Raw genomic sequence first — 16318 nt, forward strand, 5'->3', positions numbered from 1 at the left:
CGTCAGGCGCTCCGCGCCGCGTGCCCCTGCAGCCGGCGCATGTCGCCGTACAGCGACACCAGCCGGTCGAACTCCGCCGTGTCGTGCAGCTGGCACGTCCCGGCACCCACCTCCTTCGCCACTTCGATCGCGAAGCGCACGGCCTCGGCGATGTCCACTTCGTGGCTCGCCCCCGTTCCGCACCCCGGCACCACCGTCTCCGCGCCAATCGCGATCCCGACCACCGGCGCAGCAGTCGCTGTCGCCGGCTGCAAGATGCTGTTGATGTGGTCCACCCCGTTTCCGTACGGCGTGATGTCCTGCATCGTGACGGGGAAGGTCACCGGCGCGCGCCCAGTCGTCATCTCCATCACGCGCAGCAGGTCGGGCGACACGCGCAGGATCCACCCCTCCTTCACCGTGGGCGAGATGGCGATGCCGCGATGGTTGAGGACGCGGTTCCCCTTCGTCGTGTCGATCGAGAGCACCGCGTCCATCTCCGGCGTCACTTCGCGCGCATTCATGATCTCGATCGACACCGGCGAATCCATGAAGTCCACCGGGGAGTGCGGCTTGGTGGGGGCGTTGGGGCAGATGTGGGTGCAGACGATCACGTCACCGGCAAGCACGTCACCGGCGCGACGCATCGCCGCGAGCTTGCGCGCGATGGCCACCGCCGCCACCGCGCCATCTGCGTCGGACACCAACCCGATGCGTTGCGGCCGTGCTCCCACTCCGCCCAGTCGCCCAACGATCCCCAGCGTGGGGGCGCTGCCACCGGCCGCGCGTCCCCGCGCTCCCCGGATGTCGATGCGGACGAAGTCAGTCGAGCCCTTCTCCCCGCGCACCGTCTCCGTCGTGACCGTGATGCCATCGCCGTCGCCCACCAGGTCGATGACGGTGCCGGCGCTGGCCGTCGGCGAGTCGAGCGCTTCGAAGGCGGCGAGTGTGTGGGCGAGGCTCATGACGTGGAACGACGTGTGAAGGTTGGACGCATAACGAGCGCGGCGGCTCCGCGTGCACTCGGCAGGGACTCAGCGGGGGCTCAGCGTCCCCGAGACGCGCTTCCGCCCTGGCGCACCATGGCGTCGCCGAAGGCAAAGAGCGCGTCGCCGGCAATGAAACCTGCCGCCATCGCCTCCAGTGCGCGAGGGTCGGTCCGGGGGCGCAGCCTCGGCACGGCAAGGCGGACCACGAGCCCGGCCAGCACCGCCCACCCCGCCGCCGGGTTGGCGATGAGCAATCCCGTGGCCAGCAGCACGCCGAGCTGTCGCGCCGATCCACCCGCCAGTTGCAACACGGCCCCGGGAATGGCCCACAGCAGGAGCGCGCGCGCCACCCCCGGCTCCACCCCCGACTGGATCGTCGCCACGTACACGCGCGCCACCGGCGGCACGAGGTCGCGCGCGAAGTAGCCGCGCCAGGCGAGGAGCACCACGACCCCCGCCGTGAGGAAGGCGGCCATCGCCGCGATGAACTGTTCGCGACGTCCCACGCGCTCGAACGCCGCATCGCGCCCCTCGTCGCGCAGGAGGAAACCAGCCTTGAGGTCGTACCCCATGTCGGCGAAAGCCGGCCCGGTGCTCACCGAAAAGCCCGCCAGCAGCGCCAGCGGGACCGGTGGGAAGCCGAGCAGCATGCCGACGATCAGCGTGATGAGCGCGACGGCGAACGCCGGGAACCAGCCGGAGTGCATTGCCGCCAACCCCACCAGGATCTCGTGGACCAGCGCCGCCAGCGCCGCATACACGATGAAGGCCGCCAGTTGCAATGGCTGCAGCTCCGCCCATGCGCCACCCGCCAGCGCAATGATCGCCGCGATCGTCACGAAGCCGGCGAAGCCGAACGCCATCGTGCGCCCCACGCCGCCGTCGTGGGGTCGAGATGTCTCCTGCCCATCGACCGCGTTAGGTGCGCCGCCCGGGTTCCCACCCCGGCTCCCGCCGCGCATCGACGCCACCACCTGCCCCAGCGCCACCAGCCCCGCACCGATCATCATCCCGTGCGGGATGCGCAGCGCCAGCAGGTCCACCCCCGCCACGCGCCCTCCGTATCCACTCGCCAGCAGTCCGCACCCGAACATCGCCAGCGCCCATGCGTTGCCGATGAACGCCGTCCCGAACGCCGCCATCGGGACGTGCAGCCACGACCCAAGCATCCCCAGCGCCACGCTCCCGCCTAACAACGCGCCGCGCTTTCCCCCCTCATCGCCGGCGCGAATCGCCTCCGCTGCCGCGCGCCCCGGCGGCCACGCCCCAGTCGCGGGAAAGGCCGGCGTGTCGAACATCCGATACAGCAGCGTGGCGTCCAGCAGCATCGCCAACGCCACGCCGACAAACATTGGCAGCACGAGGTCCGGGCGCCCCAGCACCCACGGCACTCCCATTGGAAGGAGGAGCGAGTTCGCCGCCCCGAACGTCGCCGCCGAGATCGCGCTCTGCGCCAGGTTCTGCGCGTGCACCGAGCGGAAGACGCGCAGCGGCGCCAGCGGCAGCCGCCCGATCACCATCGCCAGCAACGCCCCGATCAGCGACGTGTTCGGCGTGACGCCAAGCGTGGTGAGCAGCTGCATCCCCACCACCGCACCGAGCACGCTGATGAGGAGGATGGGGACGAGGACCGCGGGCGCGAGCGTGCGCGGGTGGGTCACGCTCGGCATGCCACGGAGCGTCATCGGCAGGTTGAAGACACTTGCACCTCGAAACGCCTAACGCACCCGCACAAACCGCAGGTGCCGCACCCGCCCCGATTCCACCAGGTAGCCGGTAATGCGCCCCCTGGCGTCGCGCTGCACGTCGAACACCGCGCCCCCGCGCACGAAGCCGTCCTTGTACGCCGGCTCCATCACGCCCAGCCGGCGGTTGTTGGCGTACGCCACCAGCTCCCCCTTCTCGACACGCCACGACTGCGTCGTCTCGATCTCGTCGTTGCGGTACTCCCCCGCGTACTCGGCCAGCGCCGCCGCCGTCAGCGACACGGTGTCGGCACGCGTCCACGTCACCGTCTCGGCCGCCGTGCGCGTCACCATCCGCGACGGTGCGCCAGCGTTTCCCTCGAAGCGCAGCTCGGTCGCGTTGCCGGCGCGATAGCGCCCACCGCCCAGTGCCACGACGCGCGCGCGCTCGCCGTCCAGCGAGACCAGCGTGTCGCCCGCCAGTCGCAGCCTGCGCACCTCGCCACGCTCCACGTTGCGCCACACCCCGGTCAGCGTGCGCAGCGCCGATGCTGGTTCCTCGACTTTCGGCGCCGCCGAGAGCGCTGCTCCCCACTCAACCGCGCTGTCTCGCTGCATCCGGTCGCCCAGGTAGATGCCTGCGACCTTTCGGGCCAGCGAGTCCGGCCCCGACGTCGACAGGTTGCAGAACGTCGAGATCGCCATGCGCTGGTCGGGAAAGCGGAGGAAGTGCCCGCGATACCCCGCCCAGCTCCCGCCATGCGAGACGACGCGCAACCCGCGCATGGTCCCAACGGAGAGCCCGACCGCGTACGCCTGCGTCGCGCCGGAGGTGGCCGGCGTCCCATCGTTGAGCGTCGTCGCCGTCGTCATCGTGGTGATGATGTCGCGACTGCCCACGGTGGCGGCGTCGTAGTTGTCCAGCCAGCGCCCGAAGTCCTCCACCGTGGTGTGCACAGCGCCGGCTCCCATGATTGCCCCGTCATACGGCGAGCGCGCAACGCGGAAGCCGCCACCGGCACGCGGTGCGTAGGCTGTTGCCAGGTTGGGAATGACCAGCGATGCATCCGACAGGTAGCGCGTGTCGAGCATGCCTAACGGCTTGAAGATCCGCTCGTCGGCAAACTGCGCCAGCGTCTTCCCCGTGAGGCGGTAGACGATCTGCGCCGCGAGGATCCACCCCGAGTTGGTGTAGAGGTAACGCGCCCCCGGCTCGTAGTTGGGCTCCGCCGAGCGCGTGATCACGCGCAACGCATCCACCGTGTCGCCGGCGAAGGCGCGCCCGGTCTGGCTCCACATCACGTAGAGGTCGCGCAGCCCGCTCGTCTGCGACAGCGCACGGCGCAGCGTCACGCGGTCGGCATAGGCAGGCATCTCCGGGATGTACTTACGGATCGGGTCGTCGAGCGAAAGCTTCCCCTCCTGCTGCAGCAGCAGGATCGCCATCGCCGTGAACTGCTTCGAGATCGACCCCACGTCGAGCACGGAGCGCGGCGAGAGGGCGACGCCGAGCTCCAGGCTCGCCATCCCGTAGCCACGCGCGTAGAGCACCTTCCCGTCATGGTACACGCCGAGCGCGCATCCCGGCGAGTCGGTGCGATCGAAGCGCTGGAAGACCGAGTCGGCGCGCAGCGCTCGGGCGTCGCGTGTGCCGATGATGTGCTGCGCAGGCGCAACGGCTGGCGTGGCGAGCGTCGCGAGCTGCAACGCTCCAACGAACGCCCAACGCGAGAGACGCTTCGCGTGGGCGGGGGACGAAAGACGGAAATGGCGTCGCATTGGGGGCTCCGGGGGGAGTGGTGCCGTGGTGCGGGTGCGCAGTGGTGCACGTGCGCAGAAGATGTCCCCGAATCGCCTCGCGCGTCAGCGGCGACTTGCGTCGTCTCCTTGTCGACGCAGCGCGCGCGACGCCGAGCCGCCGCCGGCGCTCACGAATGCCGCGGTGCCAACCAGCAACCCGAAGCCAAGCATCGGCCCCGCCCCGAACCCGATGAGCGGCGCCGGCGTGCGCCCCGCCACCGATCCGGCGTACAGCACCGCGTAGTACGCGGCCACCCCGCCCAGCCAGTAGCCGTCGTGGCGCGACCACCAGGCGAGCCCGGTCGCGAAGACGACGGCGCTTGCCGCGACCGCGAGCCCCGCCACGAACGAATGCGCGAACGCCAAGGCGAAGACCCCCTCGACATGCGGCACGGGAAGCAGCGGGTCGGGGCGCGTCGTACTCCACGCCGCGATCAGGGCAATGAGTACCAGCGCCGCGACAGCCGGCGCGCGCGTTGGGCGATGCGTCAATGCAATCGTCGCCGCCCCCGCGAGCAGCGCGAGTCCCTGCGACGCGTCCGGCTGCAACGCGAGCGCGAGCGCTGCGGCAATCATCGGAATCCAGCATCGCGATACCGTTGCACGGTCCCTCCGCGCGAGCGCCCCACCCGAAGCGAGGAACATGGGAAGCACGAGCGGCGCCATGTAGAGATGTACGCCACCCACAGACAACCATCGCGTGGGGCCGTCGGCGTCGGCGAGGAGCGGCAACGCCAGCGCGGCCAGCGTCATCGCTGCGATGACGAACTCCGGAACGGCGCGTCGCGCGCGCAGGGAGAGCCTATGCCCCGCGATGGCGAGGATGCCAGCAAGCGCGATCGAGACGAGGTGGGCCGTCCAGGTGCCGCGCCCCACCTCGCCGTACCGCAATACCATCGCACTCGCCGCCACCGGCGGCAGCGCGAGCAGGAGGAGCCGCAACGGGTCAGAAGTAGAGCGTGACGCGCAGCGCAACATTACCGAAACTAAACTGCACCTGGTTCAGGTCCTCCGTGCGGTCGTTCGATTGCGACCCTCGGATCTCGAGGTGCGTCCTCGCATAGTCCACGCGCCCCTCGTACGCCGCGCCGAGCGACAGTTGAGGGGTGACCATCCACCCCGCGCCCACTCCGCCAAAGATCCCCGCGGCCGACATGCGCTCCTTCTGCTCGGCCGTCCCGCCGAGCCATGTCACCGACGTCGTATTGTTGCTATGCCTGGCTCCCACGCCGATTGTCGCGAACTGCACCACACGACGCGTGATGGGACGGTAGAAGCGCTCGCCTACCCGCAGGTCGAGTCCCGACGAGTTGGTGGTCGTCGACTCCGCACTCCTCGACCCGTGAGAGGCCGAGCCGCCGATGTCCAGCACGAGCGCGCGGCGCGCCGAATGGAAGCGCAGCAACCCCGCGCTCCCGAAGCCGTTGCCCGCGGAGAACTCCGCCCCCCATTGCCGGGCGCGGAAGGGAAGGGAATCGGTCGACTGCGCCGCCATGGGACGCGCACAGATGACCAACAGCGAGCAGACAGACAAACGTGCGACAAAACAGCTGATGCGCGACATGTGGTTCAATCCTCGGCAGCGGGAAGCACCATCGACGCTCCGCCGTTGGAGCGTCCGCCCCACTCTGCCGGCACGCTCGGGATTGCGCAATCGGGAGTCGCCCGATCGGGAGTCGCCCGATCGGGCGACTCCCGATCGAATCGCGGGGCGCGTCCATGCTGGCGCGACGGCACCGCTGCTCCATATTGCGCTCGCGGCTCGCTACTGGCGCAAACTCCCGTTGTCCATCCTCCCGCACGTTGTGCCGATCATGCTTCGTTCCCTCCTCGTGTGCGCTGCCTGCACGGCGCTCGTTGTCGCATCGGCCGCTGCCCAGCCGGGCGTCCCGCGCCGCCCCGGCAACCTCGCCCTCACCCCGCCCATGGGGTGGAACAGCTGGAACCGCTTCGGCTGCAACGTGAGCGACAAACTCATTCGCGAGACCGCCGACGCCATCGCCGCCAACGGGATGCGCGACGCCGGCTACACGTACGTCACGATCGATGACTGCTGGCAGGTGGCGCGCAGCGCCGCGGGGACTATTGTCATCGACATGGTGCGCTTCCCCGCGGGGATGAAGGCGCTGGCCGACTACGTGCACGGCAAGGGGCTCAAGTTCGGCATCTATACCGACGCCGGCCGCAAGACGTGCGAGGGGCGCCCCGGTTCCCATGGTTACGAAGCGATCGACGCGAGGACCTACGCCGCCTGGGGTGTCGACTATGTCAAGGTCGACTGGTGCAATAGCGAGGGGCTCGACGCTCCCACGCAGTACCGCATCGTGCGCGAGGCATTTGCGGCTGCCGGACGCCCGATGGTGCTCAGCATCTGCGAGTGGGGGCTCAACCGCCCATGGGAATGGGCCCCCGGCGTGGGCAACCTCTGGCGCACCACGGGCGACATCCAGGATCGCTGGAGCAGCATCCTCACCCTCGTCGACCTCAACGTACAGTATTCGCACGTCGCCGGCCCCGGCGGCTGGAACGACCCCGACATGCTCGAGGTGGGGAATGGCGGCATGACGCCTAACGAATACCGTGCCCACTTCTCCCTCTGGGCGATGATGGCTGCCCCGCTCAACGCCGGGAACGACGTGCGCGCGATGATGGACTCGACCGACGCCGCACGCCTCGTGCGCGAGATTCTCCTCAACCGCGAGGTGATCGCCGTCGATCAGGACTCGCTCGGCCGCCAGGCAACCATCGTGCAGGCGTCGCCGAGCGAGACGCAGGTCTGGTCCAAGCCGCTGGCCGACGGGTCGCGCGCCGTCCTCCTCTTCAACCGCGCCTCCGTCTCCACCACCATCACCGCCGACTGGGGGCGGGTGGGGCTCGGTGCCACGCGCGGTCGCGTGCGCGACCTGTGGGCGCACAGCGACGTTGGTGTCGTCGAGACTCGTTATGCGGCGACGGTGCCGTCGCACGGCGTGGTGATGCTGCGGGTGTGGCCGGTGAAGTAACGTCGCCCCGACGCTGGCCTTGGCGATGGGAGCCGCGCCGCCCCCTACGGGCGGCGTGGCACCACGCCCGTCACGTGCACCCCCGCGCCCCGCGCGGCGTCGAACGCCGTCACGACGTCCTGGTATCGAACCGTTGGCGCCCCGCGCACGAAGAGGATCTTCCGCGGACGATCCCGAACGACCTGTTGCAGCCGAGCCGTGAGTTCACCCGGCGCGATATCGATCCCATTGAGCACGTAACGGGGGCCTGCCTCGACGCTGAGCACCAGCGAGGGCTCGGACGCCGATGTCCCCTCGTCCTGCGGGAGCTGGAGCGGGAACTCCTTGCGCACCGCCACCTGCGCGATCATGAAGATGACCAGTAGGACCAGAAGCACGTCGATCATCGGGACGACGTTGGGCTCGCGCGTGAGCCCGGGGATCGAGACGGATCGCATGCGTCCTCCAGGAGTTGGGTGCAGGACAGCGTGCAACCACCGGATGAGCGCGCGCTTGCGGAAGCATGGCGAGCGCATGAAGGACGCATGAGGAATCGATGAAGGCCACGCGGCGCCGCCCGCGGGAGCGCCGGGAGGGCGTTACCGCTTCCCCGCCCGCCGCTTCCGATCCTCCTCCCACTCCACGAACGGCCCGTCGAAGTCCACCAGGTGCGTCCCGTCGAAGGCCCACACGCGCGTCGCCACCTCGCGCAGGAAGGCGCGGTCATGGCTCACCAGCAGCACCGAACCCTCATAGTCCTCCAGCGCATCCTCCAACGCCTCGATGTTCTCCACGTCGAGATGGTTGGTCGGCTCGTCGAGGATCAGGAGGTTCGCGTGCGAGAGCGTCATCAGCGCCAGTGCCATGCGCGCCCGCTCGCCGCCGCTCAGCGTGCGGATCTCGCGAAAGACCTCGTCGCCACTGAAGCCGAAGGCCCCCAGGCAGTTTTGCACCTGGCCACGGTTCCACAGCGGGCGATGGTCCAGGATCGCGTCGGCCAGCGACTTGTCGAGCGGGAGGTCGCCCAGGTCCTGCCGGAACCAGGAAGGGGTGATCGACCCGCCGATCCGCGCCTCGCCAGCGGCCGGCGTGCGATCGCCGATGATCGTCGAGATGAACGACGACTTCCCCGCGCCGTTAGGCCCCACGAGCGCGACAAAGTCGTTGCGCCGCAGCACGGCCGTGAAGTCGTCCACCAGAACGCGCCCCGGCACCTCCACGCGCAGCTCCTTCACCGCGATCACCTGGTCCCCGCCGCGGTCGGCGACCTCGAACTGCAGCGACATCGCGGCCGGATCGCCCGGCGGCGGCGCGAGGCGTGGCAACCGCTCCAGCCGCTTGCGCTTCCCCTTCGCCTGGAACGAGTTCACCCCGGCGATGTTCCGCCGGATGTACTCCTCCTCCTTCTTCACATACGCGCGCTGCCGCTCCAGCTCGCGCTCGCGCGTGAGGCGACGCTCGGCCCGCTGCGGGACAAACTGCGAGTAGTTCCCCCGGTACCACTCGCTCGTCTTCCCTTCCACGTGCAGGATGTGCGTGCAGATGGCGTCCATGAAGGCGCGGTCGTGCGAGACGACGATCACCGTCTCGTTGGCCTCGTGCAGCCACTCCTGCAGCCAGGTGGTGGTGTCGAGGTCGAGGTGGTTGGTCGGCTCGTCGAGCAGCAGCAGGTCGGCAGGTGCAATGAGCTGCGCCGCCAGCCCCACGCGCCCCCGCTCGCCACCCGACAGCGTCGACACAGGGCGCGTCTTCGATTCCTCGGCGTCGAAACCAAGCCCCTGCAGCACCGCATCGACGCGCGCGTGGTAGATGTAGCCGCCTAGGTCGCCGAATCGCTCCTGCTCGTGCCCGAAGCGCGCCAGGAAGTCGTCGGTGACCTTGTCGCCGAGTTCTCCCATCTCCATCGCCATCTCGGCCAGGCGCTGCTCGAGCGCGATCACCTCTCGCCAGGCCGCCGCCCCCGCCTCCCACACCGTCGTCGCTCCCTCGAAGGCGCGGTGCTGGTCCAGCAGCGCATGCCGCAGCCCCGGCTTGCGCGCCACGCTCCCCACGGTCGGCTTGAGCTCCCCGGTGATGAGCTTGAAGATCGATGACTTGCCGGCGCCGTTGCGGCCGATGATTCCCCAGCGTTCGCCATCGGCAACGGTGAAGGCGACGTCCTTGAAGAGTTCAGTCGCGCCGAAGGAGAGGCCGACGTTGGCGAGCGAGAGGAGGGTCACGCGAAGGTGGACGAGGGGCGAGGAGGCGCCGAGCGCGAGTGCGTATGCGCACGCGCATGCATCGCGCGCGAGCATCACGCGCGAGCATCACGCGCGAGCTGCGACACACGACGGGAAAGCTAAACGCCTGCCGCGCCCGGCCGGACTCCCTCGTCGAGAGGCGTCGTCGCCAGCTAGTCCTCGAGCGTCATGGGCCGAAACGAAATGGCGAGCGAGGGGCCGACCTCGCACCAGTACACCGACACGCTCGCTGTTCCCGCCCACTCGTCACGACGTTCGACGAGGTCGGCCGCATCGCGCGCCTGACGCGCGCGAATGGTCGCTGGCGACGCGCCCGCGATCTTGCGCCGATAGTCGGCGCACATCGCCTCCGGCGGTCCGCCGATCGACGGGCCATGAAAGAGGAGCAGGACGTGCTCGACGTCGTGCAGCGTGATGAGATACTGGCATTCGCGGCGCAACTGCTGCGCGCGGATGAAGTCGCGTCCGCTCGAGGCGAGCGCCCCGCCGCCGCCGGGCACATAGAAGCGGTCGTACTCCGTGAGCCCGAGGTGGGAGGAGAGAAACGCATCGGTCGCACCTGCAGCCGCCCGTCGGAGCAGGCGACGACGAGCGTGCGGGAGCGCGCGGGTGCCCACGTTCGTGGGTTCATCTTCTTCCATCGAGCATGCCGCTCGTTCCGCGAAACGTGAACACCATGATGGGCACGGACGTGCAATCTACGTCCACAACGGCGATCTTGATCCCGCTCCCTTCGTGACGCCAGGACCCGCACCCGAGGGCACGTCCCCATTCGCCACACGCTGCTTTCCCTGACCGCGGCCATCCTCCTCGCCAGCCGCACGCTCGCCGCGCAGCTCCCTGGCCCATCGGAGATCCCGCTCCCCGAGCATCCGCGCCCCGACTTGGAGCGCGCCGACTGGCTCAACCTCAACGGGCGATGGCGCTTCGCCTTCGACGCCGCCGACGCGGGCGAGCGCGAGGGCTGGGCGCAGCGCGCCCTCCCGGGGACGCGCGACATCCTCGTCCCCTTCTCGTGGGGCGCACCGGCCTCGGGAGTCCCCGATAGCGCGGCCATCGGCTGGTACTCGCGAGCGGTCACGATTCCCGCGGCCTGGACGGGGCGGCGCGTCTTCCTCGTGATCGGCGCCTCCGATTGGCGCACCTCGGCGTGGCTCGACGGCAAGCTCCTCGGGACGCACCAAGGGGGCTACACCCCGTTCGCCTTCGAGCTCCCGGCGCCACTGGCCGTCGGGACCGCCCAGCGCCTAACGATCCGCGTCGACGATACCGACCACCCCTTCAAGCTCGAGGGAAAGCAGGGATACGGGAAGGCGCGCGGGATGTGGCAGACGGTGTACCTCGAGGCGCGCGGCAGCCATCCGCTCGAGGCGGTGCACTACACACCGCGTGCCGACCTCGCCGGCGTGGGGGTCGACGTCCGGTTGCGCGAGCCGGCCCCGGCCGGGTTGCGGCTGCGCCTCGCCTTCACCAACCGGCCGGGGCAGGGCGACGTGACGGCAAGCGTGCCGCCAGGTGCCACCAGCGTCCACGTCGACGTCCCCTTGCCCGGTGCACGTCCCTGGTCGCTCGATGACCCGTTCCTCCACGACGTCACGGTGAGCGTCGGCGGCGCGGGGGTCGCCGAGGACCGGGTGAAGACCTACTTCGGCATGCGCACCGTCTCCGTCGTGCAGCTGCCGGGAACCCGGCATCCGTACGTGGCCATCAATGGACAGCCGGTGTACCTGCAGCTCGCCCTCGACCAGGCGTACCACCCCACCGGCTTCTACACCTTCCCGACCGACAGCGCCCTGCGCAACGAGATCCTCCTCGCCCGACAGATCGGGCTCAACGGGCTGCGCGAGCACATCAAGATCGAGTCGCCGCGCAAGCTCTACTGGGCCGACAAGCTCGGCGTCCTCATCATGGCCGATGTTCCCAACTGGTGGGGGCCGCCGGATTCCGCCGCGTTCCGGGAGCACGAGACGGCGCTCCGCGGCATGATCGATCGCGACTACAATCACCCGTCGGTCTTCTCCTACGTCATGTTCAACGAGACGTGGGGGTTGCGCACCAAGGTGGAGAACGACGAGCGCTACACCAACGAGACGCAGCGCAAGGTGGCCAGCGTCTACCGCCTGGCCAAGTCGCTCGACGCCACGCGCCTCATCGAGGACAACTCCATCTGCTGCGGCGCCGGACACACGGAGACCGACCTCAATACCTGGCACGAGTACCTCGCCGGGTGGCGCTGGGAATCGTTCGTGAAGCGGCTGAGCGACAGCACCTACACTGGCTCGCCCTTCCACTTCGAGCGCGGCTGGACGCAGGGCGCGCAACCGATGCTCAATTCGGAGTTCGGCAACGTCTGGGGCTACAAGGGGAGCACGGGTGACGTGGACTGGAGCTGGGACTACCGGCGCGCGATGGACGCCTTCCGGCGCCATCCCAAGGTGGCCGGGTGGCTCTACACCGAGCACCACGACGTCATCAACGAGTGGAACGGCTACGTGCGCTTCGACCGCTCGGCGAAGGAGACGGGCTTTGGCGACCTCGTGCCGGGCATGACGTTGAACGACCTGCACGCCCCGTTCTACATCGCCGTTGGCGACTCGCTCCTGAGCCACGTCGTCCCGGCGGGGGCGCGTATCGACGTCCCGCTCTATGCCTCGTTCCTGACTGGCGCCGCCTCGCACGGCGATTCGCTCACGCTGCGCGCCGAGCTGTCGGGATGGAACAGCTTCGGCGAGCGCCGCGCCTACGGCAGCTACTCGATGCGCGTCCCGTATCGCCCCTGGACCTCGGCGCCGCTCCCCCCGCTCTCGATCTCCACACCTAACGAGCCGAGCGTGTCGGTGCTGGCCGTGCAGCTGTCGGACGACGCCGGGAATGTGCTGCACCACAACTTCACGACCTACATCGTGGAAGGAGCCCCCGACAGCGGAACGCTCGCCGACGGTCGCCGCGTGCGCGCGTCGCGCGTGGGCGTGGCGGCACCGGGCGACGCGCGCTGGTCGCTCAAGCAGTGGAACGTATTCGGCGACGCCAAGTTCAACGGCGCCGGCAGCGGATATGTGGAGTATCGCATCCCCTGGCCAAGGGGATTGCGCGCCGAGGACGTGGCCAGCGCGAGCTTCCTCGTGGAGGCCTCGTCCAAGCGCCTCAACGGCAAGGACCGCGACTCGACGGCGCGCGCGAGCGGCGACTACATGCGAGGGGGCGGCCTGCACGATCGGAGCCTCAACAGCAACGCCTACCCCATGACGAGCACCTACAAGTTCCCCAGCGCCGTCACCGTGCGCGTGAACGGAGCGGTCGCTGCACGACGCGAGCTGTCCGACGATCCCGCCGATTCACGCGGCATCCTGAGCTGGAACGCCCAGCGATTCGACGGCACGTTGACCGAAGCCGGTTCGTACGGCGAGCTGCTGCGCATCCCCATCGCCGCGCCCGCGCTGGCCGAGTCCGCGGCTCGTGGCGAGATCGTGATACGGATGGAAGTGAGCGACGCACTCCCCGGCGGGCTCGCCCTGTACGGGGCGCGCTTTGGGCGCTATCCGCTCGATCCGACCGTGCTCTTCGTGCTGCGCTGAACGAACACCGCGCGGCGCCGCGCGATGGCGCCATCGCGATCGGCCGCCGCGCGCTCAGCCGCGCGGCACCCGCACCAGGGCCCACGCCGCGGTCGAGTCACGCTCGGACAGGGCGCGCGCGAGCTGCGTCAGGCCCACCATGGGAGGGCGCCCGTTCGTTGCGCGCAGCACGGAGTCGAGCGCCGCGGCGGGAAAGCCGGGACTCACGCGCACCACGACCGCGCGGTAATCCGCCGGCCCGATGCCGACGTCAGTCGCGAGCCCGATGGTCTCGCTCCCGCCCATGCCACAGTGTCCCGTTGCGGGGTTGACGACCCCGCCCGCAGCGCCGCATCCAAGACCCGCCGGCGGGTAGTCCGGCGATCCGCTACCGGTCCCGGACGGTGGCACTAGCGGGCCACTCTTCCGGGGGTACTGCACCGTCTGCTCTCCCGGAGCGCGAACCGGGAGCGACGCGAACGGCTCGAGGAGAAACCAGCCGCGCTCCTCGTGGTAGCCTAACGGGAGAAGGATCGCGGGCTGCGTCAGCTCGACCGACACGGCGACGGCGGTACTGCGAAGCCGGGCGCTTGCCGTGAGCGTGCTGCTGGGCGAGAGGGGCCACGCCGCTCGCGCACCCTGCGCCCCCGCGACAGGCGGATGCATCGCCACGCCCGCCAGGATGATCGCGCCACCGATTGCGGCTCTCCACATCGTCCTCCTCCTCGTCTCAGTTGGTCTGTACAGTATTGACCTCGAACGGCGCGCTGACAAGCGTCACCCAGCAGTCGCGCCGCGTGTTTCGTACACAGCGACTGGCGGTGGCGATGAATCGATAGCGCCCGGGAAGCGGTGCGACCCAGCGGACCGCGAGTGCGCGCTCCCCGCGCGCACCGCCGATCACGTGGCTGAGGACGGCGGAGTCGCCAGGTGCAACTCGGGTTTCGGTGTACATGGTGAGGCAATCGCGGATGACGACGCCATCCAGCACGGGGCGCCAATGCCCTCCATAGTCGAACTGAAGAACGAGTCCCGCGCCGCCACACGTCGTCTCGAACGTCAGCGTATCGCCTGACGCGTTCCGGATGCGGGCCTGCGCCGTGAACCGGACCGAGTCGACGCCGGGCGAGATGGGGCGCAGCTCGGCGCGCATGGGGATGCTCAGCGGGGTGAGCGCCGTCGTCGGTGCCGGCGTGCGGCACGCGACGGCCGCCAGGAGCAACGCGGCGATGGGGCTTCCGAAGTGAGTTCGACGCGTCGACACCTCCCTCCGCCTGAACGATCCAGGACCCATTGGTCGCCTCACATATCATTGCGCGTGGATCGACGAAAGCCGGCTTCGAGCTGCAACCGTCTAGTACAGGCGCGGCGCCGCCGGGTTCCGAGGTATGATCAGCCGGAGCAGGGGTCGGGCCGCGCCAGGTCGCCGGTGGAGAGGAGTGCCCGGGGCGTGTCGCGGGCGAGCGGCGTTGCGCCGATCGGCATCCCGCCGCGGCAAGGGGCGACCTGGCTCGCGCAGGGCGCACGCGCGCCGTAACTTCGCCCGCCTCAGCCGTTACCATGCCTCCTTCACGGAACGACCATGATGCGCCGCAACGCTCGCTCGCTCGGCATGCTGCTCCTCCTCGCCATGCCGGCCTCCACGGCCCTGGCCCAGGAGGGGAAGTTCGACCTCCAAAAGACGAAAACCGTTCTCTCCGGGGTGATCGAGAAGACGCTGGCCGAGCATGGCATCCCGTCCATGTCCATCGCGCTGGTGCGTGGTGACTCGATCGTCTGGAAAGGGGCGTTTGGCTACGCCAACATGCGCACCCGCACCCCCGCCACCACCGAGACCCTCTACAGCACCGGGTCCTCGTTCAAGTCGGTCACCGCGACCGCAATCATGCAGCTGGCGGAGCAGGGAAAGCTCAAGCTCGACGACCCCATCAACCAGTACCTCGGCGACTCCAAGGTGCAGGAGCAGCCGGACAAGCCGGTCACCTTCACGCACATCCTCTCGCACTGGTCGGGGCTCAAGAGCGGCGCCGAGACGCAGCCCATCTGGGGGCGCAAGCTGCCCAGGACGATGGAAGCGTTCACCGCCGCGCTCACCCCCGTGCGCGCCCCGGAAACCAAGTGGGAATACAACAACTTCGCCTACGGAACCGCGGGGCTCCTCGCGCAGAAGATCTCCGGCATCGAGTACGAGCAGTACATGGTCGATCACGTGCTCAAGCCGCTCGGCGTCACCACCCCGCATCCCGTCTATCCCTCGCCTGACATGGTCGAGCGCATGGCGCTCCCCTATGCAGCTGGCGGATCGCTCGGCAAGCCCGAGCCGGTGGCGCAGGTGCACTTCGACGTCTATCCCGCCGGTGACATCTACCTCACCGCCGAGGACATGGCGCGCTACCTCGCGGCGCAGTTGAACGGCGGCGTCTTCCAGGGCAAACGCATCCTCTCGGAGGAGTCGGTGCGCGCCATGCACGAACCGCGCTTTGGCGGGGACTACGGTTTTGGCTTCTGGATGGTGAAGGACAGCGCCAGCGGCCACACGCTCATCCATCACGGCGGCGCGATTGCCGGGCAGCGCGCCTTCCTCATCGGCGACCTCGATGCCAAGGTCGGCGTGTACTACATGACCAACTCCGACTTCCTCCCCGACGCGACGCCGCCCGTGCAGTCCGAGGTCGTCTACGCCGCGCTCAAGCTGCTGCGGGGCGAGAAGTACGTGCCGCGCCCGTCGCGGAAGGGGATCGTGGTGGACGCGAAGCTGCTCGACTCGTACGTGGGGACCTACGTACTCGGTCGCCAGTCGCTCGAGGTGAGCCGTGTCGGCCGTGCGTTAGCCGTTAGGCAGGGCGGCCAGGCCGGACTGAACGAGCTGCTCGCCGAGACTCCCACGCGGTTCTTCCAGCAGGGCAGCGCCATGACCTTCACGTTCGAGGGAGAGAACGGCAAGGTCGAGCGGCTCGTGCTGCAGGCCGGTGCGCAGCGGATGGTGGCGACGCGGCGCCCGTAGGCGGGGAACATCGCACCCACCGGATCCTTGGACCCGAACCGAAGCCTCCAGTGGGAGAGTCTCGTCGATCGATTTGGCGGCCACGA

Annotated in this window: 13 protein-coding genes; 3 read left to right on the forward strand and 10 right to left on the reverse strand. The window is 69.3% G+C overall.

What is annotated here, in order from left to right:
- Positions 1–2: 2 nt before the first annotated feature.
- From IT359_10530 to IT359_10550, 5 genes are all read right to left on the reverse strand, one after another.
- Positions 3–944, reverse strand: a complete 942-nt coding sequence (locus tag IT359_10530) for a DUF1177 domain-containing protein (protein MCC6929414.1) — start codon at positions 942–944, stop codon at positions 3–5.
- 80 nt (positions 945–1024) lie between these two features.
- Positions 1025–2638 (reverse strand): OPT/YSL family transporter, encoded by a 1614-nt coding sequence (locus tag IT359_10535; GenBank protein MCC6929415.1) that lies wholly within the window; start codon positions 2636–2638, stop codon positions 1025–1027.
- A gap of 48 nt (positions 2639–2686) precedes the next feature.
- Entirely contained in the window at positions 2687–4432 is a 1746-nt protein-coding gene (locus IT359_10540) for a beta-lactamase family protein (GenBank protein MCC6929416.1), read from the reverse strand.
- 84 nt (positions 4433–4516) lie between these two features.
- Entirely contained in the window at positions 4517–5395 is an 879-nt protein-coding gene (locus IT359_10545; GenBank protein ID MCC6929417.1) for a hypothetical protein, read from the reverse strand.
- Between the two features lie 4 nt (positions 5396–5399).
- Positions 5400–6017 carry an outer membrane beta-barrel protein gene (locus tag IT359_10550; protein MCC6929418.1) on the reverse strand — a complete coding sequence of 206 codons (618 nt, stop codon included), beginning with the start codon at positions 6015–6017 and terminating at the stop codon, positions 5400–5402.
- A 250-nt stretch (positions 6018–6267) separates the two neighbouring features.
- Between IT359_10550 and IT359_10555 the strand changes: the two genes are divergently transcribed.
- Complete coding sequence (locus tag IT359_10555; GenBank protein ID MCC6929419.1) at positions 6268–7455, forward strand: glycoside hydrolase family 27 protein; 1188 nt, start codon at positions 6268–6270, stop codon at positions 7453–7455.
- 44 nt (positions 7456–7499) lie between these two features.
- Here IT359_10555 and IT359_10560 read toward each other — a convergent pair whose 3' ends face one another.
- The 3 genes from IT359_10560 to IT359_10570 form a co-directional block, all read right to left on the reverse strand.
- Positions 7500–7892 (reverse strand): biopolymer transporter ExbD, encoded by a 393-nt coding sequence (locus IT359_10560; GenBank protein MCC6929420.1) that lies wholly within the window; start codon positions 7890–7892, stop codon positions 7500–7502.
- 141 nt (positions 7893–8033) lie between these two features.
- Positions 8034–9653: an ABC-F family ATP-binding cassette domain-containing protein gene (locus tag IT359_10565; GenBank protein MCC6929421.1), complete on the reverse strand. Its 1620-nt coding sequence runs from the start codon at positions 9651–9653 to the stop codon at positions 8034–8036.
- A 173-nt stretch (positions 9654–9826) separates the two neighbouring features.
- Positions 9827–10291: a hypothetical protein gene (locus IT359_10570; protein ID MCC6929422.1), complete on the reverse strand. Its 465-nt coding sequence runs from the start codon at positions 10289–10291 to the stop codon at positions 9827–9829.
- 267 nt (positions 10292–10558) lie between these two features.
- Between IT359_10570 and IT359_10575 the strand changes: the two genes are divergently transcribed.
- A complete protein-coding gene (locus IT359_10575; protein MCC6929423.1) occupies positions 10559–13249 on the forward strand; it encodes a hypothetical protein in 2691 nt (896 codons plus the stop codon).
- A gap of 54 nt (positions 13250–13303) precedes the next feature.
- Here IT359_10575 and IT359_10580 read toward each other — a convergent pair whose 3' ends face one another.
- Both IT359_10580 and IT359_10585 read right to left on the reverse strand, forming a co-directional pair.
- Positions 13304–13942, reverse strand: a complete 639-nt coding sequence (locus tag IT359_10580; protein ID MCC6929424.1) for a hypothetical protein — start codon at positions 13940–13942, stop codon at positions 13304–13306.
- 16 nt (positions 13943–13958) lie between these two features.
- Positions 13959–14492 carry a hypothetical protein gene (locus IT359_10585; protein ID MCC6929425.1) on the reverse strand — a complete coding sequence of 178 codons (534 nt, stop codon included), beginning with the start codon at positions 14490–14492 and terminating at the stop codon, positions 13959–13961.
- 318 nt (positions 14493–14810) lie between these two features.
- On the opposite strand from IT359_10585, the gene IT359_10590 reads away from it, so the two are divergent.
- Complete coding sequence (locus tag IT359_10590; GenBank protein ID MCC6929426.1) at positions 14811–16232, forward strand: serine hydrolase; 1422 nt, start codon at positions 14811–14813, stop codon at positions 16230–16232.
- Positions 16233–16318 lie beyond the last annotated feature (86 nt).

The organism is Gemmatimonadaceae bacterium, assembly GCA_020852815.1.
In the GTDB taxonomy this organism is placed as follows: Bacteria; Gemmatimonadota; Gemmatimonadetes; order Gemmatimonadales; family Gemmatimonadaceae; genus SCN-70-22.